Source organism: Dysgonomonas sp. 521 (genome assembly GCF_010501055.1).
Classification (GTDB): Bacteria; Bacteroidota; Bacteroidia; order Bacteroidales; family Dysgonomonadaceae; genus Dysgonomonas.
Map to the genome: position 1 here is coordinate 1 of NZ_QVMO01000059.1, position 26576 is coordinate 26576.

Annotated in this window: 22 protein-coding genes; 5 read left to right on the forward strand and 17 right to left on the reverse strand. The window is 41.6% G+C overall.

Annotated elements, in window-relative coordinates; translation table 11 throughout:
- Positions 1-99 precede the first annotated feature (99 nt).
- From D0T84_RS15460 to D0T84_RS15470, 3 genes are all read right to left on the reverse strand, one after another.
- Positions 100-819 carry an OB-fold-containig protein gene (locus tag D0T84_RS15460; RefSeq protein ID WP_163308765.1) on the reverse strand — a complete coding sequence of 240 codons (720 nt, stop codon included), beginning with the start codon at positions 817-819 and terminating at the stop codon, positions 100-102.
- A gap of 106 nt (positions 820-925) precedes the next feature.
- Positions 926-1627 carry a PspA/IM30 family protein gene (locus D0T84_RS15465; RefSeq protein WP_163308766.1) on the reverse strand — a complete coding sequence of 234 codons (702 nt, stop codon included), beginning with the start codon at positions 1625-1627 and terminating at the stop codon, positions 926-928.
- Positions 1628-1632: 5 nt separating this feature from the next.
- Positions 1633-2022, reverse strand: a complete 390-nt coding sequence (locus D0T84_RS15470) for a YbjN domain-containing protein (protein ID WP_163308767.1) — start codon at positions 2020-2022, stop codon at positions 1633-1635.
- 142 nt (positions 2023-2164) lie between these two features.
- On the opposite strand from D0T84_RS15470, the gene D0T84_RS15475 reads away from it, so the two are divergent.
- The 3 genes from D0T84_RS15475 to D0T84_RS15485 all read left to right on the forward strand — a co-directional run bounded on the left by D0T84_RS15475 (position 2165) and on the right by D0T84_RS15485 (position 6495).
- On the forward strand, positions 2165-2842 hold the full coding sequence (locus D0T84_RS15475) for a helix-turn-helix domain-containing protein (RefSeq protein WP_163308768.1): 678 nt from the start codon (positions 2165-2167) through the stop codon (positions 2840-2842).
- 118 nt (positions 2843-2960) lie between these two features.
- On the forward strand, positions 2961-4088 hold the full coding sequence (locus tag D0T84_RS15480; protein ID WP_163308769.1) for a hypothetical protein: 1128 nt from the start codon (positions 2961-2963) through the stop codon (positions 4086-4088).
- Complete coding sequence (locus D0T84_RS15485; RefSeq protein ID WP_163308770.1) at positions 4051-6495, forward strand: hypothetical protein; 2445 nt, start codon at positions 4051-4053, stop codon at positions 6493-6495. The genes D0T84_RS15480 and D0T84_RS15485 overlap by 38 nt, the downstream gene beginning before the upstream one ends.
- 123 nt (positions 6496-6618) lie before the next feature.
- On the opposite strand, the gene D0T84_RS15490 is transcribed toward D0T84_RS15485, so the two are convergent.
- From D0T84_RS15490 to alaS, 5 genes are all read right to left on the reverse strand, one after another.
- Positions 6619-7710, reverse strand: a complete 1092-nt coding sequence (locus D0T84_RS15490) for a hypothetical protein (protein WP_163308771.1) — start codon at positions 7708-7710, stop codon at positions 6619-6621.
- A gap of 1 nt (position 7711) precedes the next feature.
- Complete coding sequence (locus D0T84_RS15495; RefSeq protein ID WP_163308772.1) at positions 7712-8830, reverse strand: SPFH domain-containing protein; 1119 nt, start codon at positions 8828-8830, stop codon at positions 7712-7714.
- Positions 8831-9194: 364 nt separating this feature from the next.
- Positions 9195-11222, reverse strand: a complete 2028-nt coding sequence (locus D0T84_RS15500) for a DUF349 domain-containing protein (RefSeq protein WP_255495408.1) — start codon at positions 11220-11222, stop codon at positions 9195-9197.
- A gap of 124 nt (positions 11223-11346) precedes the next feature.
- Complete coding sequence (locus tag D0T84_RS15505) at positions 11347-14850, reverse strand: tetratricopeptide repeat protein (protein WP_255495409.1); 3504 nt, start codon at positions 14848-14850, stop codon at positions 11347-11349.
- A gap of 847 nt (positions 14851-15697) precedes the next feature.
- Positions 15698-18313: an alanine--tRNA ligase gene (gene alaS / locus D0T84_RS15510; RefSeq protein WP_163308774.1), complete on the reverse strand. Its 2616-nt coding sequence runs from the start codon at positions 18311-18313 to the stop codon at positions 15698-15700.
- 180 nt (positions 18314-18493) lie between these two features.
- Between alaS and D0T84_RS15515 the strand changes: the two genes are divergently transcribed.
- Both D0T84_RS15515 and D0T84_RS15520 read left to right on the forward strand, forming a co-directional pair.
- Positions 18494-19465 (forward strand): M23 family metallopeptidase, encoded by a 972-nt coding sequence (locus tag D0T84_RS15515; RefSeq protein WP_163308775.1) that lies wholly within the window; start codon positions 18494-18496, stop codon positions 19463-19465.
- Between the two features lie 76 nt (positions 19466-19541).
- On the forward strand, positions 19542-19883 hold the full coding sequence (locus D0T84_RS15520) for a MerR family transcriptional regulator (protein WP_163308776.1): 342 nt from the start codon (positions 19542-19544) through the stop codon (positions 19881-19883).
- A gap of 56 nt (positions 19884-19939) precedes the next feature.
- Here the strand turns inward: D0T84_RS15520 and D0T84_RS15525 are convergent, their stop codons facing one another.
- The 9 genes from D0T84_RS15525 to D0T84_RS15565 form a co-directional block, all read right to left on the reverse strand.
- Entirely contained in the window at positions 19940-20575 is a 636-nt protein-coding gene (locus tag D0T84_RS15525; RefSeq protein WP_163308777.1) for a trimeric intracellular cation channel family protein, read from the reverse strand.
- A 39-nt stretch (positions 20576-20614) separates the two neighbouring features.
- The gene (mnmA, locus tag D0T84_RS15530) at positions 20615-21691 is read right to left on the reverse strand and encodes a tRNA 2-thiouridine(34) synthase MnmA (protein ID WP_163308778.1); all 1077 of its coding nucleotides are present in this window, start codon (positions 21689-21691) and stop codon (positions 20615-20617) included.
- A gap of 237 nt (positions 21692-21928) precedes the next feature.
- On the reverse strand, positions 21929-22411 hold the full coding sequence (locus tag D0T84_RS15535; protein WP_163308779.1) for a hypothetical protein: 483 nt from the start codon (positions 22409-22411) through the stop codon (positions 21929-21931).
- 12 nt (positions 22412-22423) lie between these two features.
- A complete protein-coding gene (locus tag D0T84_RS15540) occupies positions 22424-22933 on the reverse strand; it encodes a hypothetical protein (RefSeq protein ID WP_163308780.1) in 510 nt (169 codons plus the stop codon).
- 35 nt (positions 22934-22968) lie between these two features.
- The gene (locus tag D0T84_RS15545; protein WP_163308781.1) at positions 22969-23907 is read right to left on the reverse strand and encodes a DMT family transporter; all 939 of its coding nucleotides are present in this window, start codon (positions 23905-23907) and stop codon (positions 22969-22971) included.
- A 28-nt stretch (positions 23908-23935) separates the two neighbouring features.
- Positions 23936-24571, reverse strand: coding sequence for a DUF2238 domain-containing protein (locus D0T84_RS15550; protein WP_163308782.1), 636 nt, complete (start codon positions 24569-24571; stop codon positions 23936-23938).
- A 20-nt stretch (positions 24572-24591) separates the two neighbouring features.
- Positions 24592-25200 carry a nitroreductase family protein gene (locus D0T84_RS15555; protein WP_163308783.1) on the reverse strand — a complete coding sequence of 203 codons (609 nt, stop codon included), beginning with the start codon at positions 25198-25200 and terminating at the stop codon, positions 24592-24594.
- Positions 25201-25240: 40 nt separating this feature from the next.
- On the reverse strand, positions 25241-25840 hold the full coding sequence (locus D0T84_RS15560; RefSeq protein WP_163308784.1) for a riboflavin synthase: 600 nt from the start codon (positions 25838-25840) through the stop codon (positions 25241-25243).
- A 112-nt stretch (positions 25841-25952) separates the two neighbouring features.
- A partial coding sequence (locus D0T84_RS15565) for a transposase (protein WP_163308785.1) occupies positions 25953-26576 on the reverse strand: 624 nt, incomplete at its 5' end.

Consider the following 26576-nt stretch of genomic DNA (forward strand, 5'->3'; position numbering starts at 1 on the left):
ATAGATGAACTGTTTACAAAAAATAATTACAAATCAATAAGTCCTGGTGACGATAAACAGTTGAAACTGTTTGATTTATAACCGGACACTAGTGAAATATTATAAATTCCTTATACTGATTTCCTTGCTTACATAATAGATTTTCCTGTCGTCCGATTCATCGGCAATAATTACATAGTCCCCGTATCTTATTTCTTCGCCATCTATACTCATTACGTTCAGTTTGATAGGGTTGCCATCCACCAGAAATTCGGCAGTACCTATTTTTGTATCCTTGATGTTCGACAGCATTTTTCCGGCACGTCCCAGAAAATCTATTTCTTCTTCGCCTTTATAGCCGATTTCTTTGAAGAGCTTGACCATTGGGTTTGTAGCCGCTTTGGTAAAGAACAGCCCTATGAAACCTAATGGGATAAGTATCAGCACAGACCACAATCCCCATGTGGTGACATTGACCAGCGATGTAGTGATTAATGAACCTATCCAAACTATGAACTTGAATGTGGACAGTATCAGCATGAACGGGACTTTCCCTACATTCATAAAGTTCAGAAACTTCATAAAAAATCCCGGTTCTTTCTCTGTGGACACGTCTTTGTCGGGTTCCGAAGAATCCACATCGCTGTCTACATCCACATCAGCGTCAAGATCTACATCGGGAACATCAATATCGACATCAAAGTCGAATCCCAAATCGAGGTCTTCCAGTCCGGCTCCGCTGATGAATACAAACAGCCAGTATACCATCAGGACTGCCATGATGACTGTCATTACGGCATTTGGCAGCGGGTGCATTAGGTTGTAAAAAAAATCGGCCATGATAATTAGATTTAAAGATTCAAAGATTTAATAATTTAAAGATTTTGGAGTTCAAGAAATATAAACGTTTATAATCTTGATTTTTTAAATATTAAATTTTTAAATATTATATCATTCCCAGTTTTCGCTTTATTTCGTCAAGTTCCAGATTAACCTTTCCGGCATCGTCGCCAATGGCTTTGTTTATCTCATCATCCACCGATGTGTTTTTATTGGCGATGTCTCCGTATGCCTGAGCAAGTGCTTCTTCTTCCTCTACTTTCTCTTTCATGCGTTCCAGCATACTGATGGTGCTGTTGCTGTCAATCTGAGCCATTTGCTTGTTTACCTCCTTTGTGGCGCGGCTGACCCTGATTCTCGATTTCAACGTTTTCAGTTCATTCTCCCATTTAGTAATATTGAATCGCAGGATTTCAATGTTTTTATGGATTTCATCAGCGGCTGTTTCGTGAGTTACCTGTTGTTCTGCGAGCACTTTCGCTTCTGCAACCAGATTTTCTTTCAGGGCTAGCGCTTCTTTTGCCAGTTTTTCGGCCTGAGAGATATCCAATTCCCCTTTTTGGGCTTTGGTCATCAGTAAGATAGCTTTATTCTCATAATCCTGTGCACCTGTTTCTTTCTTGGTTTTATCGTTTTTAGCACGAATAGCCATCGCTCTGACCTGCGCCAACGATTCAAGTGCTTTCTCAAGGTCCTGTCTCATTTCACGGATTCCCTGTTCGGTCATACGGATAGGGTCTTCCATCTTGTCAACGGCAGAGTGTATTTCTGCCTGTCCGATTCTTAAAAGTCTTTTGAAAATGTTCATAGCTTTTATTTTTTAGAAAATTCAATAATTTGTTCATAATATTCGCTGAGCAGCAACCCTAAAGAGTTTAATGCTCCTTCAAATTCATTCATATCCAGATTCTCAATTTGCATGGTGTACCTGAAAATGACTTTCTTTCCCTCTTCATCCAATACAAAGGCCCCATGTATAATATCCCTGTTTTTTATCAGCAGCGATTTCAGGATGTCTTTGTCGTCACTCTTGAGCGTAAAGAGATATTGCTCAACAATCAGTATAGGGGGCGCCACACCTATAATGAGGTTCTTTATCCCGTCCGCTTCGCTTTCGATGCAAAATATCCCTTCTTTTTCGTTCTGGTACGAAACGGAATACCCAAGCCTTGAAATGTATGATTCTATCTTTTTGAAATACATAATTATATATATTATAGTGTTGATACGAATATGATTTCAAATCTAAAATATTTGCTTTTTCAAGAATTAAACCTTAGCTTTGCTAATATTTTTAGCTAAGTTAGTAAAATAATTTTACAATGCAAATATTTTTAGCTTTTTTATGTCGCAAATAGGAAAAAATATTAAAAAGATACGAAACGTCAGAGGGCTGAGTCAGCAGGCATTTGCTGATCTGTTCCAGCTTTCCAGAGGCAATATATCCTCTTACGAAGAGTTTCGTGCAGAGCCTAAAATTGAGGTAATAATAAAGATTGCTAATTTTTTTGGCATTCCTCTGGCGGATTTTATCGAAAAAGATCTGTCCGTAAACGAACTTTTGCACTATAATACCGAACTGGTACTGGAAACAGAGAAGCTGAAAATTGCACAACAACTTATCAGAGTACCTTATATACCTGCATTATATATTAATGATTTTATCAAACAATATAAGGATGAAGATTTTATTTCAGGGCTGCCACATATAATAATACCCAGCAGTTCTAAATTTAGGCTTATTGCTATCGAAATTGACAATCAGGAGGCTCTGCCTTCGGGTTATGACTTCCACAACGGGGATGTGCTCATATATGAAAACATAATAAAGGAAAATGTACACCGAATAACCGACAGGCTGGGCATGATGATAGACCCCGAAGGTATAAAAACAGGTGTATATAAAGAGGGTAACGGCGTTATATCCTTAGCCCTGAACGAATGGGTAAAATATCCTTTCGAAATAGAATCCGACTCCATATACTGGGTGTTGCGCGCCTCTTTTAAACAAGCCTCCCTCTAAGCGAATACCCCTGGTGTCAGGCAAATAAATACATTCCGGTATTTGTCATATCTGCTAAATATCCATATATTTGGATTTATTTCCGGTTTAGATACGAAACGAATTATTTTGTCCAGATATGACTATAAAAAAATGTACCCGTGCCTTAACCCTGATGGTCTTCTTATCATCATTTATATGTTCGTGTAACACCCGACCAACCTATTCCGATAATGAACAGCGATCCTTTTGCTACTGGAATACATGGTACACTGCCGACACTGCCCTATGGCACGCAACTGAGGCTAATCACTTATATGTGCGTTACTTCGATGTAGACTGGGATGCCATATCGGAAGAAGCAAAGCCTATGGCTTCCGTTTCCGGCAATGATTCTTTACCCGGAAATTTTACTCCGTCGGTCTTCCTTACAAACAAGGTTTTCGAAAAGAGCAATGAAAAAGCACTTGACTCTTTAAGTGTCAGGATAAAACGCAGGATAGACGACATTACCCGCGATTTCGGACGCAGTGCATATTATAATAGCGAAAGGGATTATGACAGTTCTGTAGATACAGATTCCATCAGGGAGGTTGTAATTGCCCGCTATATGGACAAATATAAAGATATCCTAATCGATTGTGACTGGACGTCAGGCACCAAAGATAAGTTCTTTTATTTTCTCAACCGCTTCAAGAAAGACTGTAAAGATAAAAATATAACGGTAACCCTGCGCCTGTGGCAGTATAAGCAAACAAAGACTGCCGGGGTGCCGCCCGTCAACCGTTGCCTGCTGATGTGCTACAACATGCAGGCAGCGAATGACTATAATGTGGAGAATTCAATCGCTTCTATGGATGAATTAAAGAAATATGTATCAGGCGATAAATATCCGCTGACACTCGATGTGGCATTACCCGTTTTCAGCTGGGCTGTCTTGTTTAGGAATGAAAAGTTCATCGGACTGCTCGGTAATGCCACCAACAAAGAATATGAGAATAACTTTGTAGAGTATCAAAATTTAGGAAACGGGCGATACCGCTCACTTGTAGACAAGGTCACCGGCAACTTCTTTATGCGGAAGGGAGATATAATCAGGGTAGAAGGTGTTTCGAAAGACGAACTGCTCGACATGGCAAAATATCTGAAGAAAGAGATCCCGATGGATGAACATTCGCGTGTGACTTTCTTTTCGTGGAATAAATCTTATATAGAAAATTATGGGACAGATGAAATTAAGGATATATATAGTTTGTTTTCTAAGTAGTATCGCACTACTTGCTCCACAGTACATTAACGCATGTGGGTTCTACGAGTCAGAGTCTGATTACAGGGCGATGATGTTCCGCGTATACCTGCCATGGCTGAGATGCCTGCAACCTTTTACCTATACACTATCATCTGTATACTATTCGGGGGGCGACGACCAGTTGAGCAGCGACCCGGATGAAAACGACCGTTACCGCAATTGCTCCGAATGGCTGGCAGCGTGTAAGAATAAGCCATCGATAGACGATATATATAAGATACAATACAATACAAATGCCGATCTCTTTATAAAGGCATACAATGAGAAAACACTGAACGAAACCTTCGGGAACAACTCATTCATCAAGTACCTTACCGAAAAAGGAAATGAGAGCCTGCTTAATTATATGCTTTTCGCCAAGAAAGCAGAGTTGTACGAAGTAGGCAATAGCAGCCGCTTTGAAGAATGGGACAACAGGAATTATTACAATTATAAAAACTGGGAGGATGTCCAAAAAGATAAAGCAAGCGCAAAATGGAACCTGATGAACGAAGCGCAAACCCTGTTGAATAAAGAATCGTCCCAATTCCTGAAACAACGGTACGCGTTCCAGGTCTGCCGTTCTTCCTTTCAGGCTAAACAGTTTGGCAATGTAATCCAAACTTATGACAAATATTTTGGCAAGGTGGACAAGAACAACCTGATGAGCGTATGGGCGGGATTGTTTAAAGCCATGTCTCTTCCATCCGATAACCCCGACCGTTACCGCTATTTTATTCAGGTATTCAGCAGCAGTGATGAGAAGAAATTCAGGAGCGTGGAACTATTTGACGATAAATATAATGAAGAAGACTTCACCCCAAAAGAACTGAGTACAGCCCTTGTAATGCTTGCCCTGAGAAATTCGGGCAGGGCTCTGGAGCAGATAAGGGAAGCATACAATCTGGATAAGAGCAACGAATATATCCCATTCCTCGTACTCCGTGAGATTAATAAACTCGAAGACTGGCTTATCACACCCCTGTTCTATGGCAAATACTCGATGACGAACAGCGACCCTTTCCATTGCGCCTATTATAATGAATGGTACGAAAACTATAAGCGCGAGCATGCCGAAGAGGAAGAAGAAAATGATAGTGAAGGGGATAAATTACAGGAAGAGAATCTCTGTACGGACATGGAGTATCTGGCTGAGTTAAAAGCGCTGCTTACAGACATGCTACCTTCTGCAAATGGCCAAACTAAGGATTTTTACGCCATCAGCCTTGCTCATCTGTCATTATTACAGGAGAATACATCCGATGCCAATAAATATATATCAAAGGTCTCTGACAAAGCCAATCCATCTATACTCTTGCAAAAGAAACTGGAGACAATATGGCTTGCCATTAAGACACAGAATATAGAATCCAATAAGTTCAAAGATGTATTTACGGATAATATCGCAGATCTTGAGAGGATTTCTATGCCGGGTTACCAGAACAACAGGATGTTATATACACTTACATTGTCTCTGTCCAATGAATACCTGAAAAAGGAAAACCGTGTATATGGTATCCTTATGAGGCTGAAATCCGATTCCTATTATAATGCTAACAACGATTGGTATTTTTCTTACAGTAGCGGAGATTCATATACCACTACCGGGTACTTTGACAAGACTGCGACAATATCCGATATGGATATATTGATAAGCCTCCTGGAAAAATCGAAAAAGACGGCTTTCGAAGATTACCTGTGCAACCAGCCCCTAAGTTCAGTAAACGCCTATAAAGAGCTAAAAGGAACGATGGCATTCAGAAGTAACGACCTGAAACTGGCATATACAACTTTCGCTTCAATGCCTCAGGATTACTGGCAAAGTAGCAATTTCTCTTTCAGACATTATCTAAATGAAGATCCCTTCATACCTAAAGGATTGAAGGCTGATAAGCATCGTGCGTTCGACTACAAGTTTAACAAAGCCGACTTTGTAAAGGAACTGATAGACTTACAGGAGAAAGCAACAGGAGATAAATCAAAGAGCGCGGACTATTATAACAAGCTGGGCGATGCTTATTTCAATACGACATATTGGGGCAACGCGTGGATGATGACGCGTTACTCGTGGAGTGTAGGAGATACAGATTATTCAAAGATCGACTGCCTTCCCGAATGGATGCGTAACTATATGACTGCCGGCACAGCCCGCGAATATTACGAAAAGGCTTTGAAGGAAGCTGTAAACAACGAACAAAAGGCATACGCCACCATTATGTTGCGTTATATACATTACTTATGCTTCTCTTTCAGGTCTCAACAGGCTGACCTGAATCTATCGTTAAAATATGAAAGGGACTTAACGAATTACAGGACAACGCAGGCTTATGAAATATTCAGGTCGAATTGTATTGCGCCGTTCATTGCAAGTAAAAACAACAAATAGACAGATAATAGGCTAATGCCTATTTGCATTAAATTTCCTCGAAGCAGAGCATCTAGGAATTAAGCCTTTAAGAGATTTAAAAATCTTGAGATATTAAAGATTAAGACTTTGAAATAAAGATAGTTACCCATAATTATTTACAAACCAGATAAACAAAGCCAATAATATCAATCCTGCTACAACGGCAAGGGCTATCTTTGCAGCACTATACGGTCTGTCTCCGGTAACACGCCCAGTTCTGCCATTTACAAAGAAGTGGTACAGTTTGTTGTTATAGGTATAGGACGACATATAGACCGGCAATAGTATCAGCTTGAATTTTATATCGCTGAATGTTGTCCTGGCCGAATCTATACGCTGCTGATCCCCTCCTATATCCCTCCGGATAGCGTATTGGATCTCAGATTCCATCTTACTTTTGGCAGCCGTATATCCCGTCTGCATATTTATATTATACTTTTCGGTAATAAAGCCGCTCAGGAAACGATTGTCAGCCTCTACCATATTCATCATGTCCCAATTGCTGATCCGGGTCATTACCTGTGTGGTAATAATCTTGGATGCAGGCACCATGACATCGTCGAAGAACAGGGATATATGCCCGCTCGCATACGACCAGCGTGTACGGGTCTCTGTCCGGCGGTTCTTGCCGCTACCTACCGTAACCGTGTAATTATCGCCACGTTCGCCGGTGTAATCGGTTTCGGTCTGGGAATCGTAAGTCCAGCACGGTATATAAACACCCTGTCGCCTGTTGTCATACAAAGCCCTCGACTTCAATTTGTTGGGAGCGAACCAACGCCGCGACAACCAGACCGACGTATGGCTATTGACCTCATTATCCGAAACCTTGAAAGGCAACAGATACGAAGGCTGTATCAAACGTTCCTCATGCGCGTCCGACTCTATCAGCGGCGTCCCGCAATAAGGGCACTCTACCGATTTCATGCTCTCGTCGAATGTTGACTCAGCCCCGCAGGTACGGCAAGCGATTACTTTTGTGGCTTTTGTGTTCAGTATTTCAGCCTGTCCCGCATACTTATCAAAATCCAGTTCCTGAACAACATCCACCTTTTTGCTATTGATAGGTGTATCCGCCCCACAGTAATCGCAATGGAGAAAATCCGTTCCCGGCTTATATTTAAGGGCAGCGCCACAATGCGGACATTGATATGTGTCACTGCCTGTTAATGTTATTTCGAAAGTATCCGTCATTTTAATCCTGTTTTGGCAACGGCGGAGGTGTCATTGTAAACAATTCCTGCAAATCGGACTGGTTTCCTGCCGAAGCCCAATCAGACAAGCCGTTTTTCCAAACTAATGTATCGCGTGTCAGTGTGCTGTTCTTTACTAATTCAATCAATCCCGCTTTGTCGAAAGGCCCAGCCTGTTGTCCGTTTACAGCCACATAGTACGAAATGGCTCCCGGAACCGGAGGAGGTGTGCCTTGTTGTGTATTCTGAGTGTTCTGGTTCTGCATCTGGTTAGCCATCGACTGTGTCATTTGGTTAGCCATAGCCATACCGGCGCCAAGCCCGATACCCATACCGGCTGTTCCCGAAGGGTTTTCGGCAGCGGCCTCTATTGCTTTAGCAGATTTCAACTTCGCCAGTTTATCCAGATCAATCTTATCGAGGCGGCTAAGCTCAAATATTTCTTTTTTAACCTCATCAGGCATAGAAACATTCTCTATCAGGAACTTAGTCACATCCATACCATAGGCCATGAAATCATCCTTCATAAACCCGAATATAGCCTCCGACAATTCGTTCAGATTAGCGGCATAGGTTTCTATCGGCAGGTTGGATTCGGCCGCGGCATCCGAAAAGCGTGTAACTATAATGCTTTTCAGCTGTTCCTTAATATTATCTGTGGTGAAAGTCTGGTTCGTCCCTACAATTTCCCTGATAAATACAGACGCATCAGTCACCTTAAAGGTGTATGTACCGAACGCCCTTACCTCAACCATCCCGAAACGGTTATCATTCAGTATAATGGCATTTTTAGTTCCCCACTTCTGGTCGATAAAGTTTTTTGTACTTACAAAATACACTTCTGCCTTGAACGGGCTGTTAAAACCATACTTCCATCCTTTCAGTGTACTTAGTATAGGCAGGTTCTGCGTATTCAGCGTATATGTGCCCGGAGAGAAAGTGTCGGCAATCTGCCCTTCGTCAACAAAAACGGCTGTCTGCCCCTCACGAACGACCAGCTTCGCGTTATTCTTTATCTCATTGTTATACCTCTCAAAGCGATATACGATTGTATCCTGTGTATTATCTAGAAATTCGATAATATCTATTAATTCACCTCTCAATTTATCAAAAAGTCCCATGTCAAATATTTTTTGTGTTAATATTCTTTCTTCAAAAATATATTATTTTTCGCCATAAACAGCCTGTTCCATCACATTTTATTCTTTCTTATCAAAAATACCTCATGCTTCTTATTGATTCTCTTCTCAACGCTTCTTTCGGACAGCATTCGTTATCTTCTAACTAAAAAGTGACAAAAGTGACAGGTTTTTGACTCTTTTCAGCTGTTACCTTTTTAGCTTACTATAAGGTGTAAAGCTACTATATAAGATAAATTTTTTAGATAAAAATAAACCAAAATCTTTATCCATACCTTATAAAATAGAGTAAAACAAAGAAAGGTTGTCCAATCAGACAACCTTCCCTCTTATTGTAGATATGATTTTATTTTTCCAGTTCGTTCAGATTTTCATCAAGAGCTTCTATCTTCTTTATTAGCAATTCCATTTCATTCTTAAGCCCTTCGATCTTGCTGTTTACATCTTTCAACAAGCCACTTGCACCCTTAGATGAGATAGACAGGAAATTCATGTTATTTTCATAAGTCTGAAGGTCTGTCTTCACTTTATTATACTGATGCATCAAGTGGTCGCGTTCCTTATACAAGGCTCGTTTCGGATTATCCTGCTTCGACAGATCCCTCATGTTCGACTTGAACGATTCGAAACGGCGCTCGGTCTTATCCACCTTCAACCTGTCGTAATGCGCATCCACTGCCTGATGGAATTCTTTATAGATTTTATCTTTTTCCTTGAACGGTACAAAGCCTATCTTGTGCCACTCATCCGCCAGTTCGCGCACTTGTGCTATCAACTCTGACGGGTCAAGAGACAAATCTACATTCTTTATCTTTTCTATGATTTCTTTTTTGGCTGCCAGATTTTCCAACTCTTCAGTCTTCTGCGACGATTCGTTTTTCTTTTTCTGCTCAAAGAAATAATCACAGGCTGTAACAAACTCTTTCCATACTGCATCGGAATATTTACGAGGTACAGGCCCTATCGTTTTCCATTCCTTCTGTATAGCTATCAGTTTATCCGCCGTAGACTTCCACTCCGTGCTGTCTTTCAGTTCTTTCGCCAGTTCTGCCAACGCGCGTTTCTTTTCCAGATTTTCGTCCATCTCAGACCTTACGCCTTTGAAGAACTCGCTTTTCTTTTCGAAGAATGTATCGCACAACGCACGGAACTCTTCGAAAATCTGGTTGTTTACCTTTTTAGGTACAAAACCGATCGTTTTCCATTTAGCCTGAAGTTCGATCACTTCTTTGCTCTTCTCATCCCATTCTTTAAAAGAAGTGAGGACTGAGTAATCTATACTTTTCAGCGTTTCGCAGATAGCTGTCTTTTCGGCAAGATTCTCCTCTTCCCTGCCTTTAAGGGATTCGAAATGTGTCTGGTAATTCTTATTGATAGCAGTAGAAGCGTTTTTGAAGCGCGTCCATATCTCTTCTCTCAGTTCTCTTGCAACAGGCCCTATTTCGCGCCATTGCTGGTGAAAATTTTGCAACTGATGGAAAGCTGACACGGAATCGGTATCATCAACTAGTTTCTCTACAGATTCGCATATAGCGGTTTTAAGTTCCAGATTCTTCTTAAAGTCATAATCACGGAATTCATTATTAATCTTTATCAGATCATAGAATTTCTCTGTGTAGATCTGGTATGATTTCCACAAATCCTTCTCTTTCGACTGGGGAACCAGTGTGATATCATTCCATTGTTGCTGTAAATCCTTAAACTCCTTATATAACTTATTAAAGTCATCTGAGCTTTCTGTCAGTTTCTTTATATTATCTATTATCTGGAGTTTTTTATTGTAGTTATCTTCTTTAAGCCTTTCTTCCGCCGCAGCCTGATTCGCACGCTTTTCTTTTATATCGTTCAGGAAAGTTTTCAGCACTTCTTCACTTGGATCCGGTACCGGAGCAAAAGTTTCCACATCGTTTCCTGCTTCTATAAATTCAGCCTTTTGAGCTTCTACCGCCGCAGAACGGAGCTTATAAAACGCCTGTTTGAGAGACTCTACCTCAGCACGCGGAGGTACTTCGGCCTGAGCAGCCAGATTTTTAAGTTTTTCGATAATTTCATCTTTGGTCAAGGACGGTTGTTTCGCCGATGAAGCTTCTGTAGGTGTTTCCGATTGCTCTTTTACTTCTTCTGCAACAGGCTCTTCCGTTGTGTCTTCGGTTGGTTTTACTTCCTCTGCAACAGATTGCTCTGCAACATCCTCAGTTGTACTTTCAGCCTCTGCTACAGGTTCTTCGATAACGGCCTCAGATGGATTCGCATCCTCGATAACAGGCTCGTTTGCAACAACCTCAGTTGTATTTATATCTTCTGCTACAGATTCTTTCTTAACTTCTTCAGATAGATTGTTTTCCGGCAATTCAGGATTTAGGTTCTCGTTCATATAGTTAGTTTTTTGAATGAAAGGCTTGGCCTCTAGTATTTCACAAAGCAAATTAATGATTTTTTTTTGTGATTTCAACTATAGAAGCCTACCTTTTTTAATTATATGTGATTAAAAGGCGATTTTATCCTCTTTCTTTCTCTCGCTGCTTACGTCTTTCCTCTGCCTGCTTTTCTTTTTCTTTGCGTTCCTGCTCTCTGGCTTTTTCTTTTTCTTTACGTTCTTTTTCACGCTGGCGTAGACGCTCTTTCTGCAAACGTTCTTTTTCTTTGCGCTCTTCCTCTTTTTGCTTGCGGGCATCTTCTTTGGCTTTTACCGCAGCCTTAGCAGCTTCTTCTTTCTGCTTTTCTTCCAGGCGTTTCTGTTCTTCAGCCTGTTTTTTCGCCGTTTTTATCGAGTCTTCCAGCGCCTTCTCTACTCTGGCTATAGAGTCCGTCCTGTTCTTCTCTACTTTCTGTATCGAATCCTGATATGCTTTTGCTATCGCCTTCTGCTCTTTTTCCAGCTGCTTGCGTTGCTTTTCTTCTTCTTTCTGCGCGGCTTTCTCTTCTTTGGTCAGATTTTCCCTGTTCTTATACCTGCCAAACAGGCTCTTAATGCCGTCAACAGGATTATTCACGATATTCTCTATATCTTCTACAACGTCATTTACCTGACCTACTTTTTCCAACTGGTCTTTAGTAAGTAAGTCGTCAGCCGTGATCTGTTTAGTATCGGTTGGTTTATCCGGCTGTTTTTCTACCGGTTTTTCTTCTGTCTTAGATATTATGACAGGTTCTTTGACCGGTTCGGTTTCGGTTACCGGCTCTTTTGTCGTATCCGGTTCCTCATTGCCTGCTTCATCCGGCCGTGCAGCTTCCGCTATCTCCGGATCAACAGGAGCAACATACTCTACTCCGTTCCATGAGGCTATGAGTTGAGGGAACTGGTCGGCAAAATGCTCGCTAAAGTATGCCATATATTGCGCTAATCCGAGACGTGGCAGTACGTTTATATAGTTATCGGTAGAAATAGGCACCACAAGGATAGATGTATCGATATGATGCACCAGTCCGTTTTCATTATATGCTCTGGACAGATACGACCTTATTGCCGCAAAGGAATTAAATCCTTTCATTTGAAGCACCTCATAAGGCGGGTCTGTATCGAAACTAAGATCGAATGTCTGGATAACGTAGTTGGAGAAGTTGTAGTCTGCAACCTGATACAGAAGCTCATTGCGGTCTATCGTCCTCGGTTTGAACATCAACAGCAGCATATATGGGACATCCAATGTGTCTGAATATTGCAACACTTTTCCTTTCGAGGCTAATAACGAATCTGCGCTTTCGTAGGCTTTGCTCCAGTCAAAATCGGTTATAGGAGAGCCATCGGATAATAATATCTTACCATCTTTAATCCTGTCGAGGATATCGCTCGCTAATGGAGTAACATCTGATTTCGGATATTTCTTGACCAAGTCGGTCAACGATATTTCCAGATTACCGGCATCCCGCACCTGAGCGTAAGTAAGGGCATTGAGCAACGTAAAGTTCGGCATGAGGTCTGTGAACGGATACTTCGTGTCCATTGCCGTATAGTTGCGCCTTACGGTAGCCACATCAGCCCTTTTGTATGCGGAATAAGCTTCATTGTAAAGCGAATCCTGCAAGTTGGCCATATGGCGGAAATTCCATTCGTAATCAGGCTGGGAAACAGGCCCCGCATATTTGCCCGAAGGGAAGTAGTTCATCAGCCTGGAACGGTATGTAGCCATCATATCCCTATCGCCCAGACGCATATAAATAAGTAGTAACTGATAATAAATTTCTTCCAGATTCGGAGTATTAGGGAACCGGTATATATCCATGTTGAACGCATCGATAGCCAGAGCTATATCTCCCAGCTTATCTTTGTAGATAAGCCCCATGTTATACAATGCGTTTTCTATCAACTCATTCGATTCCTCTATAGCTTCCAGGGTAAGAGGTAATTGCTGCAAGTAATAATCGACTGAATATACATCTTCAATTACATTCTTAGAATTATCCGTATCGCCATCCGGCGTCTTCAATTCTGCTATATCGGTATGCACAGAATCGGTTTCGTTTGCCAAATCCATATCAGAGAACCCTGTCGACTGTTTGTTACGCCTCCGCCAGTCGTCTTCCAGTTTCCTGTTTCCCCACCGTTGCTGGAACGCAACCTTCCCCTGATTTACTGCCTGCTCATTATAAAAATAGAAAGAACCGGTACTTTGCTGTGTCGGAATCTGAGCCACCGTGGTTTGCTTTTGCGGTTCCAGAAGGCTTTCCTGAATATCATCCCACGACGATATCCTATCCGCTCTTTCCTCTATTCTTTTTTGAGTTTCTTCTTCTTTTTTCTGTTTTTCATCTTCCTTCCGCAGTTTCTCTATTTTATCATTGATAATTTGGAGGCGTTCGTCTTCCGGCAATTGAGCCAGATGTTGCAAACTATCCTGCTCTTGCACAGTCTTTACAAATACGACTAGTTCATCTAAGACTCCAGACCTGAGCGCTACGCGGGGATAATCATCATGAGATTTTGCCAATAACGGCAAAGCTTCTGAATAGCAAGGTTGCGCCAGCACAAATTCACGCCGAGTGAAATAGATATCACCTAACCTGACTTGTACCATCGCTTTATCATAACCATTACGGGTACTTTTTTCTACTGCCAGTTTATAGTTGTCGATGGCTTTTACGCTATCTTTTTTTTCCAGATATATATCGCCTATCGCAAAATACACCTGGTCCAGATATTCTTTATTCTTTGAGCCTTTGGTCATGCCGGATAATTTAGACAATGCCTTGGTTTTGTCAAGGGAATCATCCAGCTTTACTTGTTGAAGCTGCGCGTTAAATGTGTACTTGTAAGGTGTACTCATTCCCTTTACCGACGCAAATGCCTTATCCGCCTTTTCCTTATCTCCCATCTGGGCATAAAGTTGTCCCAGCAGATACTTCATACGTATCTGCTGTAACTTATTTTTTTCTTTTTTTATAGCTAATTCCAATTGAGGAACGGCTGCCTGATACTCATTATTATATACCAGATAGTTCGCTTTGACCAAAGAGTAGAGCCCCTTATGTTTTTCGGGAGGGCCACCGTCAATCTCCATCTTGTGCAAGACATTGCCCGCCTCGTACATCCAGCCCATTTCGGTATATGCCCTGGCTATCCATAGTTGGCATTCGGCAACGATGTCAGGGTTAGAACTGTATATCTTGGTTATGTACAGAAATGTGCTGACGGATTGCAGATAATTTCCATCCTGAAATTCGGCCTTTGCCAGTAACAGCCATACCTGATCCATAAAAGGCGTAAATTCCTTTTGCCGGAGCCATGCCTGATAATCGGCGTCGTTACGCCTATTCGGGTCTCTTTTGGGTCTTGCTTTTATCGAGTGTAATTTTATGGCTTTGGTCGTTTTATCTATTGTAGTTGTAAAACTACCGGATGAGGAGCTGACCGAATCGGATGAATTCTGTGGGAAAATATGCAATAATTGTGACAGGTTATCTTCACGGTTTCTCTCTTTGGCCTCAAGAGATTCCTTATATGCAATATCCGCGTTATAGTGTATGTTATAGCGTGTATTTACCGAATGGTAAAAACGAGTCATAGCTGTGTTCTTTTTATTAGAACAAGACGATGTGAAGAGAAGCAAAAATAATACACTAAGACCAAAGCATAGTGTACGTACTAGATTATTTTGTGACACGTATAAACAGACTGCTGATTAATCATATTATAAAACACAAAAATAAGCATTTTATTGTTTTATATGCTATTCCTGAGAAAAAGAGAAAGATGCCAGTGATATACAGTTGCTATTCCAACCTATTCGACGCCCGGTCTGATCAGGCTAAAAAAGCCTGCATTTTTCATTTCTCAAAATTCACATAAGGAATTGTTTCGAAAAACGAAACTGCAAATTTCATTTTTTTCAAATTTTTCAATTTGAGAAAAACACAACACGATTATTACTTAATCAGAAATACGAGACGCACAAAAAACACAGATTTATGCCTATAAATCCCATTATTGTGTATTACTTTTACAAATGTAAAAAGGAATTAAAGATTAAATATGAAAGATAAGAGTTGGGTAATAGGACCTAATATAATATAAGCTTTAATCAAAGCAGTATTACTAGTCAGTAATTAATAGTTTTAAAAAAACCGCAAGTTTTGTGTAGTTTGTGAAGTGTAGAGCCATGTGAGCTGTGAAGTTCGCATGGTTTCATTTTGTTCTCTATACAGTAAAGAACTCTGATACAAAAGTAAACATTCTTTCTCTATCTAAAAGTTAAATCATTTTTTTAACTATATCAATTACTTCAGCAATGGCTGCCGCTACCTCCGGAGACATTTGTGCGAAGATATAAGATTTAATCAGTTTCTTAATATAGAGATAAAATAAAAGAGCCGGAATAAATTTTCCGGCTCCCATACATTATATCAGGTATCTTACTTTATCTTTTCTACTATCTCGTCCAAAGCCTTAGCCAATCCTTCGGCATTCTTACCTCCGGCTGTAGCAAAGTGAGGTTGGCCTCCGCCTCCACCCTGAATATGCTTGGCCGCGTCGCGAACCAGTTGCGAGGCATTGAGTCCACGGCCTTTTACCAAGTCGTCACTTAACATAACTGTCAACAGTGGTTTACTTTCATGTTCGGTCGCTCCTACAAACGCCGAATTTTCAGGGAATTGCCCTTTTATCTGGAATGCTATATCTTTCACTACCTCTGCCGGAAACGGCCCCTTCAATATATAAAAGTCTATACCATTCAGAACCTGTTTCTTCTTTATCAGTGCGTCTTTTACCTGAACGGTTTTTTCCTTTATATATTCTTCCATCTGCTTTTTCATATCGGCATTTTCCTCTATGAACTTATGAAGCGCCTGTGTGAGGTTAGGAACATTATTAAACAAGCCTTTGATCTCCGTCAAAATATCCTGCTGTGTATAGAAATAATCTTCACACGCCTCTGCTGTAATAGCTTCTATACGGCGTATACCGGCAGCAATAGAACTTTCGTTGGTAATGCGGAACGAGCCTATACGCCCTGTGGACGAAATATGCGTACCCCCGCAAAGTTCCACAGAATCGCCAAAACGGATAACGCGGACATCTTCCCCATACTTTTCGCCGAATAGGGCCATTGCACCCATTTGCTTAGCCTCAGCGATAGGTACATGGCGCATTTCCACACGGGCAATATCTTCGCGTATACGGGCAGTCACACAACGCTCTACTTTACGGATTTCCTTATCCGTCAGTTTCTGGAAATGGGAGAAGTCGAAGCGAAGTACCGAAGGCGATACATACGAACCCTTTTGCTCTACATGGCTGCCCAGCACCTCACGCAATGCCTCGTGCAACAGGTGGGTAGCCGTATGGTTACACTCTGTAGCTGTACGGTTCTTTATATTGATACGGGCGGTAAATGTCGCCGTCAAATCCTGTGGTAGTTTATTCACCAGATGTACAGCCAGATTATTTTCACGCTTTGTATCTGTTATTTCTATTTTTTCATTATCGTTAATCAGCCAGCCGCTATCGCCTACCTGACCTCCCATTTCGGCATAGAACGGGGTGTGGCTCAGTACAATCTGATAAAACTCGCTGTTCTTTTGTTTTACCTTACGGTAACGCAGTATTTCAGCATCATATTCTGTAAAATCATATCCTACAAATTCAGTATCGCCTTCTTTGAGCGTTACCCAGTCGCCGGTTTCCACAGCCGCCGCTCCGCGCGCACGTTCTTTCTGCTTTTCCATTTCAGCTTTAAAGCCTTTTTCATCTACGGTCATACTGTTCTCTTTCAGGATAAGTTCCGTCAAATCGAGAGGGAAACCGTATGTATCATATAAGGTAAAAGCTTCTATCCCGCTAAGCTGTGCCTGATTTTTTGCTTTCGTATCCGCAATCTGCTTATCCAGCAGTTTTATACCTGTCTCTAATGTGCGGAGGAACGATTCTTCCTCTTCCTTCATCACTTTTTCAATCAGTGTTTGTTGCTGAACCAATTCCGGATAAGCATCACCCATTGTTTCTATAAGCGCAGGAAGCAATTTGTACATAAACGACTTATGCTGACCGAGGAATGTATATCCGTAACGCACCGCGCGGCGAAGGATACGGCGTATCACATAACCCGCTTTTGCATTAGATGGCAGCTGCCCGTCGGTAATAGAGAATGCTATTGTACGCACATGGTCTGCAATCACACGCATGGCAATATCTTTTTTCGCATCCTGTCCGTAAACGGTATTGGTCATTTCGCCAAGCGCCTTGATAATAGTCTGGAAAACATCCGTATCATAATTCGATACCTTGCCCTGGACGGCCATACACAGGCGTTCGAATCCCATCCCCGTATCAATAACCTTTGCCGGAAGCGGTTCAAGGGATTTATCAGCCTTACGGTTGTATTGCATAAATACAAGGTTCCAGATTTCAATTACATCCGGATCTTTGTTTACCAGTGTCGCGCCGTCTATTTCAGCACGCCTTTCATCGGAACGTATATCTATGTGGATTTCGGAGCACGGGCCACAAGGGCCGGTTTCTCCCATTTCCCAGAAATTATCTTTTTTATTGCCGTTGAGTATCCTGTCTTTAGACAAATACTTCTCCCAGTAACCCGCGGCTTCGTCATCACGGGACAGGCCTTCTTCGGGGCTACCTTCAAAAACTGTTACATACAGGCGTTCCTTATCCAGATTGAGAACTTCGGTCAGATATTCCCACGCCCATTCGATAGCTTCTTTCTTAAAGTAATCTCCGAAAGACCAGTTGCCAAGCATTTCGAACATCGTATGATGATATGTATCGTGGCCTACTTCTTCCAAATCGTTATGTTTTCCGCTTACACGAAGACATTTCTGAGAATCGGCTACACGTGGGTACCTGACAGGCGCGTTACCCAGAATAATATCTTTAAACTGGTTCATACCGGCATTGGTAAACATCAGTGTAGGGTCTCCTTTAATGACCATCGGCGCGGATGGCACAATCTTGTGTCCTTTAGAAGCGAAAAATGATTTGAAGGATTCACGAATTTCTTTAGAAGTCATCATATTTGTTTAGTTAGTAAATTCAAAAATCAGCAAATTTGAAAATGAATTTAGTCTTTTATCTTATAATTTGCTAATTTTTACATTTTCTTATTTACACATTAGCGATTTCAATTTGCAAAAATAGCGCAAAAACTTTACTTTTGTCGAACTCGCTAAAATAAAAATGACGGGGACCATAAAATGAAGCGAAAAGTATATTACAGATACAACCCGCAAACACTTACATACGACCGGATTTATCCTAGCCTTAAAGATAGGATTTTTGTAGTTTTCCGTCATCTGATATCAGGAGTTATAGTTGGTATCGGTGGCTTGGTAGCTGTTGTATATTTTTTCGGGACTCCGTGGGCGCGTGAACGGGAAAAGCAAGATGACCTGATCCGTGCGCAATACGAAGTTTTGTCGAAACGGATGGACGAAGCGATAAAGGTAATAGGGGACGTACAGCAACGTGATGATAATCTCTACAGGGCTATATTCCATGCAGACCCTATCCCTTCCTCAATCCGCAATTCCGGTGTTGGCGGCGTAGGGCGGTACGATTACCTTATGGATGTAAAGAATGCCGAGCTGATTATTCAGACAACAAAAAAGATGGACTTCATCGAAAAACAGATATATATCCAGTCCAATTCTTTTGACGAAATACTAAGCCTTGCTAAAAACCAGAAAGACCGGTTGAAACATATACCAAGTATACAACCTGTACCCGATAAATATCTGAGACATGTAGCATCAGGCTACGGCACACGGATAGACCCTATATATGGTACGCCACGATTCCATGCCGGAATGGACTTTTCGGCAAATATAGGTACTCCGATATATGCTACCGGAAATGGTACGGTCACATGGGTAGACTGGCGGCAGGGATACGGAAAATGTGTTATTATAGATCATGGGTATGGCTATAAAACATTGTATGCCCATATGAACGACTACAAAGTGCGTCTGGGACAAATAGTTACCAGAGGCGAACAGATTGGAGAGGTCGGCAATACAGGAAAATCCACAGGTCCGCATTTACACTACGAAGTGCATGTAAAAGGACAACCTGACAATCCTGCCAAATATTACTTCATGGATCTTTCTCCTGAGGAATATGATAAGATGCTTCAGATTGCTGCCAACCACGGGCAGGTAATGGATTAGGAAGGAGTCAACAGTAAGCAGTGAACGGTAATCTATGAGCAGTGAGTAACTAAAAGTTAGCTACTAGAAGCAAATAATGAAGATAGACTTTGATAATAGTAACAAACTGTATTTCTCAGTGAAGGAAGTAGCCTCCCACTTTAAAGTGAAGGAGTCGCTGCTCCGTTTCTGGGAAACAGAATTCGATATTATCAGGCCGAAAAAAACAGATGGCGGAACCCGCCAATATACCAGAAACGATATAGAGAATATCGCTGTGGTGTATCATCTGGTAAAAGAAAAGGGATTAACCCTGGAAGGTGCACGGCAAAGCCTCAAACAAACAAAAGACGAAGAAACCCGCAAAATACAAGTCATCCAAAAACTGGAACAGATAAAGAAAGAACTGATGGACATGGAAAGCGAATTCGAAGAGTAGGTGAGAATAATGAGTTATGAATTGCTAACTGATGACTGCTTACTGATTACTGATTCTCAATCTTCTCCTTTCAATATCGGTAACTTCAAATGATATTTAGTTGCCAGCACCCGTATGACCACTACAAATACAGCGGTAGAGATTTCGATAACCAGCAAATCTACATTAAAATAACTCAATATACTGAATAATATTCCACCCAAAATACAGGCTACAGCATACAGCTCCTGTGTAAATATTATCGGAACTTCATTGATTAGTATATCGCGTATTATACCTCCTACTATACCGGTTATGGTAGCCATAGAGATACATACCCAGATTGGATAATCGAGAGCGAGGGCTTTTTCGTATCCCACAACGACAAACAAACCAAGGCCGATACAGTCGAACCAAAAGATCGTATTGTTAAGATGAACCAGATACTTGCGGAAGCAAAGGACTATGGCGAATGCAAAAAGCGTGCACCATATATAGCGGCTTGCCTGCATCCAGAATACGGGTACATCGAGCAACAGGTCACGCAATGTCCCTCCTCCTGTCGCCGTCACAAAACCGATAACGATAGCGCCAAACCAGTCGAAACGCTTAGCCGATGCCAACCGGATACCACTGATAGCGAACGCGATCGTTCCTAAAGCTTCAATGACATCAACAACCTGAATCTGAGCTAAATCATCAAAAAGAAACATGTTTTGGGAAATTATAAATTAATGGTCAGTGGTATATTTTTATTCTTCATCATTAGCAATCATGCCACTACCGATGCATAGTTTAGATTCATTATCATAAACCACCCCAAACTGCCCGGCGGCAATCCCCTGTACTTTTTCATCGGAATAGATGCGATACAGGTCTCCGATTTTTTCTATCCGCCCTTTTGTAAATTCAGGTGTATGGCGGATTTTGAAAGTTACATCCTTTGTGCCTTCAAAGTTGCCCCAGATATCTTCCGTAATAAAAGAAAATCCTGCCAGATTCACTACTTTACCGTACTGTGTCTCAGGATCATATCCGTTAGATACATATACGATGTTGCGTCTGGTATCTTTCTTTATTACAAACCAGGGGCCTCCACTCAGTCCCAGCCCTTTACGTTGCCCGATGGTATGGAACCAATATCCGTCATGCTTTCCCAGAACATTTCCGGTTTCGAGCTCTACAATCTTTCCGGTACGTGTACCCAGATAACGGCGGATAAAGTCATTATAATTAATCTTCCCTAAGAAACAAATGCCCTGACTGTCTTTACGCTGGGCAGAAGGCAACGCTTGTTGCGCCGCTATGGCCCGCACTTCACTCTTTAGCAAGTCGCCAATAGGGAACATCAGTTTCGATACTTGCAGGTAATCTATCTGGCCGAGGAAGTATGTCTGGTCTTTTATGTGGTCTTTCGCGGTAGAGAGCCATGTCTTTCCATTCAGTTCGGTCGTTGTAGCATAATGCCCTGTAGCTATCTTGTCAAATTCGTGCCCCCATTTCTGTTCGAAGCATCCGAATTTTATCAGTTTGTTGCACATCATATCAGGATTGGGAGTAAGGCCGCGCTTAACGGCGTCTATAGTATAACTTACCACATTTTCCCAATATTCTTCATGCAGGGATACGACTTCCATCTTGCAGCCATATTTTTTGGCAATATAGGTTGTAATTTCAATATCTTCTTCTGCAGGACAATCAATATAACCTTGCTCGTCCTCCATGCCGATCCGTATATAAAATATCGTAGGGTCGTAGCCTTGTTCCTTCAGTTGATGTACAACCACGGAACTATCTACCCCTCCCGATACCAATGCAGCTATTTTCATTCTTTTACCTCGTAATTAAACACCGAATAAAACGGTCTGCAAAATTAGCAAAAAAGTTACAATTAATTAGTACATATCTGCTTTTCTGGTTTCTATAACGTTTGAGATGAATTATTATATATAAGAATCATTGATAATATATCTTAAAGATTCTATTTTTGAAATAATTTTGCTGCGCAGAATCCTTGCCTGTCTTCACTGCGTTACGCCAGCGGAGCACCCAATCCGCCAGACATCTTATTGTCTGTTTATCAAATCCTTGAGGAAACCTAATGTCAATCCAACTCCAATCCGGACAAAAAACTGCCCTCTGTTGTGATGTATATTGTAGTCGTAGCCGGCAGATATATAATAAACGGAAGCATCGGCATACAGGTTCGGTGTAAGTACAACCCCGTTTCCACGGCCGAAACCAAAGTTATAACCGGCATCAAGCCTCATGCCAAAAGTAAAAGGCGATGTACTATTATTCATCAGGAATAACGAAATTGGCTTTACATTCAGCCCCGACACCTTAAAGCGGGGGGAGAGATAGTCGAAACCCGACCCCAAACCCAGTACAACAGGAGACGAAACTCTGTTTATCTGATAAAAGGGCACATAGCTATTTATGGAAAGTTGTAGTTTTTCTTTTTTAACGTGCTGCGACCCAATACCGAAAGACTGGGCAGAACAGAAAACTGGTAACAGTATAAAAAATAGAATGATAAGTTTTTTCATAGTGAATATTCGTTACCAGATTGTCGTTTTCACAAATGACTTTATCGTACCCATACCGAAACAGATCCCGGCTCGCACAAAGAATTGCTGTTCATTTCCCGTCACATTAAAATCATAGCCTGCCTTCACAAAGAAAAACTTATAATCGAAATAAACATTCGGTGTGATTACAATGCCATCTTTGCCATGCCTGAAATTGAACAGATAACCGGCATCACATCCGACCAGTATAGTCGCTTTATTTTTATTAAATAAAGATTCGCTAAGGAAGGAGGAAAACTGGATGGGTTTAAGATTCAGTCCGGCAACAGGAGAACTGCCTCCGGTGTAATCTATGCCACTGGATATAAATGAGTTCAATGGGTTTTTCTTATGCCATACCGGAAATGAAGCATTGGCCGCAAACTGAAAATCATTTCCTTTTCCCTTAGCGTCCGCATATTGGGCACCTATTCCCAGAAATTGGGCGGAACATGTCACAGGCAAAAGGATGAACAGTAATATGATTCGTATTTTCTTCATTGGTTTCAAATAATATTAAACTACAAATTTACATTTTATTTTTCAACCCCTACTATCTCTTTGTCCATATCTGCCTTTGATTTACTTACCGTTACCAGATATACACCACTAAAAATAAGTATTCCGGCTATCAGTTTCTCTATCGTAAACCTGTCCATACCCATCGATATGGCAACAGCCGAAGCTATTAGCGGCTGCATATTGTTATACATGGAAATGGTAGTAGGCCTGATCCTGCGTTGCGCCAGCGGAATCAGCATATAGGTAATGAATGTGGCGCCTACCAGCGTAAATGAAAGAAGCAGATAAGGCATCATGTGCGCTTGATGAAATATTGGAGCCTCCGCCACATGCCGGAAAGCAAAGGGTAAATCAACCAAGGCTGCAACAAGGAACATCCATTTCATCATGGTTATTGGAGAATATTTAACAGATAAAGGACGCGTTATTACCAGATAAAAAGAATAGAATAACTGCGCGCTCAATACCGAAATATCTCCTATCAGCGCAGAACCCTGCCCTCCTGTACTCACCTGATTGCTGGAGTAGACAAGGAATATAGCTCCCGCTCCGCCAATCAGCACTCCGCCTACTTTCTTAGAGGTAATAGGCTCTTTTAAGATAAGTGCTGCCAATATCATAGCAAAAAGAGGGCCGCTGGTGGTAATGATGGAAGCATCTACCGAGGATGTCTGGCTTAGCCCCACAGCAAACAGTGTCTGGTTGATCAGCATCCCGCAAAGACCGCCGATGATGAGAACCAGCATATCTTTTTTTTCTACTTTTTCTTTAGGGAGAAATATAGATACCAGCCAGAATGCTAGAGCCGCGAACCCCATCCTCAACAGTGTCATAGCCATCGGGGTTAGCAAGCCCGAAGCATAGAAATATTTATTGATAGGTATATTCAGCCCGAAGATAGTCATCACTACCAGCATAAGCAGATGACCTTGTTGCTTTTGAGAAAGAGTCATTATTCTAATTTGAAAATTCAGAAATCCATCAATTATTATCTGCCGGCTGTTGGCTGTCGACTGTTAGCTGTTTCCTTATTTGTTTATCCTGTAGTTTCGATAAAAACAGCAGCATACAGATAGCTCCTATCATAGCGCAGAACATATCCGACTGAGTATCCCAGATATAGCCCTGCATGCCGAGAAAATCTTCCGCGCCATCGCCCGACAGTACGGCAGCCCACCATTCTATAAATTCATAAAACGCACTTATTGCCATACAGATGCAGACAACGAAGAAAGGAATCCATCCTTTTTTCTTAACCACATCGAGGCGAATTATCAGTTCGCGGGCTATCATGGCAGGAATAAACCCCTGTGCAAAATGGCCTACTTTATCATAATTATTGCGGCTCTGGTCAAATACTTCCTGTATCCAGTCGAACAGGGGTACACGCGCATACGAATAGTGCGCGCCCACAAAAAGGATTATAAGATGTATCAAAATAAAGATATACGTCATATCCGTAAAGCGGAACCGCTTGAATGTAGCTATCAGGATAATAACTCCGACAAGGCACATCCCTGCTTCCATAAACCACAAGCCTGTTTCGTACGGCTTGTAGCCCGACCATGCTGCCACTATGGCAAAAATGATGAGCAGAACCCAATATTTTTTTCCCATTGAAATATGTATAGTTATGTTTATTTGTAAGTGTTGTAAGATATTACCTCTTCGGCAGGTTTACGCTTTTTGTCGCGCAAAGGCTGTGCCGCATAACCGATGACAATATCCAGAACTACCCGCCTGCTGTCGGGTATATTTAAAAGTTTTTTCATCTTCGCCTCGGCAAACCAGCCAAGAATACAACTACCCAGCCCTTCGGCTTCGGCAGCGAGACAAATATGTGCTGCGGCTATACCAATGTCGAGAAAAGCGAATTGCTTACCTTTTACCATTCCGCCAAAACTTGAGCTAAGGTTTACTTTTTCTTCCACTACAATGATATGCACAGGAGCCTGCTTTGTAAAGTGATTCATACCCAGCAGGCGGGCAGATGCGGCATCGGCAACCTTGTTTTTCAGTTCGGGCTCATCCACCACTATAAAATGCCAGGGCTGCGCGTTACATGCCGAAGGGGATAAACGCCCAGCCTCAAGTATGCGGGCTATGGTTTCACGGTCTACCGTACGTGTAGTATCAAAAGCCCGTGTGCTTTGGCGATGCTGTACCAGTTCGTAGAAACATCGAGCCTCCTCAACCCCTCCAAAGGAGTGGCTATCAGGTTTTTCTATATCTTTTTTATTTTCCATAAATATTCTTTACCTCCCCTTGGGGAGGCAGGATGGGCTTTTAGAATTGTGAAAGGCGGCTGATATATTTACCGATTATATCAAATTCGATATTTACCACACTGCCAACTTTTAATTGGTGGAAGTTGGTATGTTCGTAGGTATATGGAATGATTGCCACCTCGAATGTATTGTCTGTAGGGGTTACGACCGTAAGGCTGATCCCATTGACCGTTACCGAACCTTTGTCTACTGTGAAATAGCCTTTCTTTGCCATTTCGCGGTCAAATTCGTATTCGAACTTGAAGTACCAGCTACCATCGGCTTCACGTATCTCCACGCACTTAGCTGTTTGGTCTACATGTCCCTGAACGATGTGCCCGTCGAGGCGCCCATTCATTATCATACTGCGTTCAAGGTTCACTTTATCCCGAACCTGTAACAATCCCAGATTGGAACGCTCTAAAGTCTCTTTTATAGCTGTAACCGTATATTTATCATCATCCAGATTTACCACCGTCAGGCAAACGCCGTTATGTGACACACTCTGGTCTATTTTCAATTCATTAGTGAACGAACATTTCATCGTAAGATGCAGGTTTTCCGCTTCTTTACGTAACGATACCACCGTAGCTGCTTCTTCTACTATACCTGAAAACATGATATTTATATTTTTTGTTAGTTATGTGATTTTTGCAGTGCAAAGGTACGCATTTATTTAGAGTTATAGATTAACAATAGTTCGTTATAAATTTCTATAGTTTTTACGCTATTCATGCAGCCCTATAGGTTGCTATATCAATTAGTTCTTTGACAAGTTTGTCATTTATCTTTCTGTTGGGCTTAAACCCAGACAGCTCAAAAAATCGTTTGAGTATATATGAGTTGTACATCAGGTTTTTAAGTGTGTCCATAGAAAAGGGTATTCCATTCTCCTTCATCATTATTTTGGCAGCATTTACAGCAGTCATTGATGCATTGAATGCAAAATCCAACCGGTTGATATCCCTTGCTTGTGAGTGATACAGGCCGGTGAACTGCTTGCTATCCCTAAAGCAAAATTCGATCTGAAACCTTGTCCGGTAAAATTGGATAACATCTTTGCCGCTCATTTCTGTGTCAGTAGAAAAATAGAGTTTATGTGCTCCTTTGGGTGTGACCCATATCACCAACCGTATATTTCGCTTCAATGCTTTTGAATGGGCAATCAAGGTATAGAGTTTCCCCTCTTCTTGGCAGATGTCCAGCTTCTCCATACGACTGTACTCAAGTTTACTCATATCAATTTTGCCATCGAATATTTTGGGGCGTCCTTTCTTTCCGGTCTTCTCTCCCTGATAAAGATAGAGCAGGTTGGAGTCATCCCGCAGACGACTTACCAGATGGAAGCCCAAATC

Bases quoted from the DNA above. Each gene is read 5' to 3' on its own strand.
- D0T84_RS15460 (WP_163308765.1), bottom strand. From the start codon at position 819: ATGGCCGATTTTTTTTACAACCTAATGCACCCGCTGCCAAATGCCGTA.
- D0T84_RS15465 (WP_163308766.1), bottom strand. From the start codon at position 1,627: ATGAACATTTTCAAAAGACTTTTAAGAATCGGACAGGCAGAAATACAC.
- D0T84_RS15470 (WP_163308767.1), bottom strand. From the start codon at position 2,022: ATGTATTTCAAAAAGATAGAATCATACATTTCAAGGCTTGGGTATTCC.
- D0T84_RS15475 (WP_163308768.1), top strand. From the start codon at position 2,165: ATGTCGCAAATAGGAAAAAATATTAAAAAGATACGAAACGTCAGAGGG.
- D0T84_RS15480 (WP_163308769.1), top strand. From the start codon at position 2,961: ATGACTATAAAAAAATGTACCCGTGCCTTAACCCTGATGGTCTTCTTA.
- D0T84_RS15485 (WP_163308770.1), top strand. From the start codon at position 4,051: ATGAAATTAAGGATATATATAGTTTGTTTTCTAAGTAGTATCGCACTA.
- D0T84_RS15490 (WP_163308771.1), bottom strand. From the start codon at position 7,710: ATGACGGATACTTTCGAAATAACATTAACAGGCAGTGACACATATCAA.
- D0T84_RS15495 (WP_163308772.1), bottom strand. From the start codon at position 8,830: ATGGGACTTTTTGATAAATTGAGAGGTGAATTAATAGATATTATCGAA.
- D0T84_RS15500 (WP_255495408.1), bottom strand. From the start codon at position 11,222: ATGAACGAGAACCTAAATCCTGAATTGCCGGAAAACAATCTATCTGAA.
- D0T84_RS15505 (WP_255495409.1), bottom strand. From the start codon at position 14,850: ATGACTCGTTTTTACCATTCGGTAAATACACGCTATAACATACACTAT.
- alaS (WP_163308774.1), bottom strand. From the start codon at position 18,313: ATGATGACTTCTAAAGAAATTCGTGAATCCTTCAAATCATTTTTCGCT.
- D0T84_RS15515 (WP_163308775.1), top strand. From the start codon at position 18,494: ATGAAGCGAAAAGTATATTACAGATACAACCCGCAAACACTTACATAC.
- D0T84_RS15520 (WP_163308776.1), top strand. From the start codon at position 19,542: ATGAAGATAGACTTTGATAATAGTAACAAACTGTATTTCTCAGTGAAG.
- D0T84_RS15525 (WP_163308777.1), bottom strand. From the start codon at position 20,575: ATGTTTCTTTTTGATGATTTAGCTCAGATTCAGGTTGTTGATGTCATT.
- mnmA (WP_163308778.1), bottom strand. From the start codon at position 21,691: ATGAAAATAGCTGCATTGGTATCGGGAGGGGTAGATAGTTCCGTGGTT.
- D0T84_RS15535 (WP_163308779.1), bottom strand. From the start codon at position 22,411: ATGAAAAAACTTATCATTCTATTTTTTATACTGTTACCAGTTTTCTGT.
- D0T84_RS15540 (WP_163308780.1), bottom strand. From the start codon at position 22,933: ATGAAGAAAATACGAATCATATTACTGTTCATCCTTTTGCCTGTGACA.
- D0T84_RS15545 (WP_163308781.1), bottom strand. From the start codon at position 23,907: ATGACTCTTTCTCAAAAGCAACAAGGTCATCTGCTTATGCTGGTAGTG.
- D0T84_RS15550 (WP_163308782.1), bottom strand. From the start codon at position 24,571: ATGGGAAAAAAATATTGGGTTCTGCTCATCATTTTTGCCATAGTGGCA.
- D0T84_RS15555 (WP_163308783.1), bottom strand. From the start codon at position 25,200: ATGGAAAATAAAAAAGATATAGAAAAACCTGATAGCCACTCCTTTGGA.
- D0T84_RS15560 (WP_163308784.1), bottom strand. From the start codon at position 25,840: ATGTTTTCAGGTATAGTAGAAGAAGCAGCTACGGTGGTATCGTTACGT.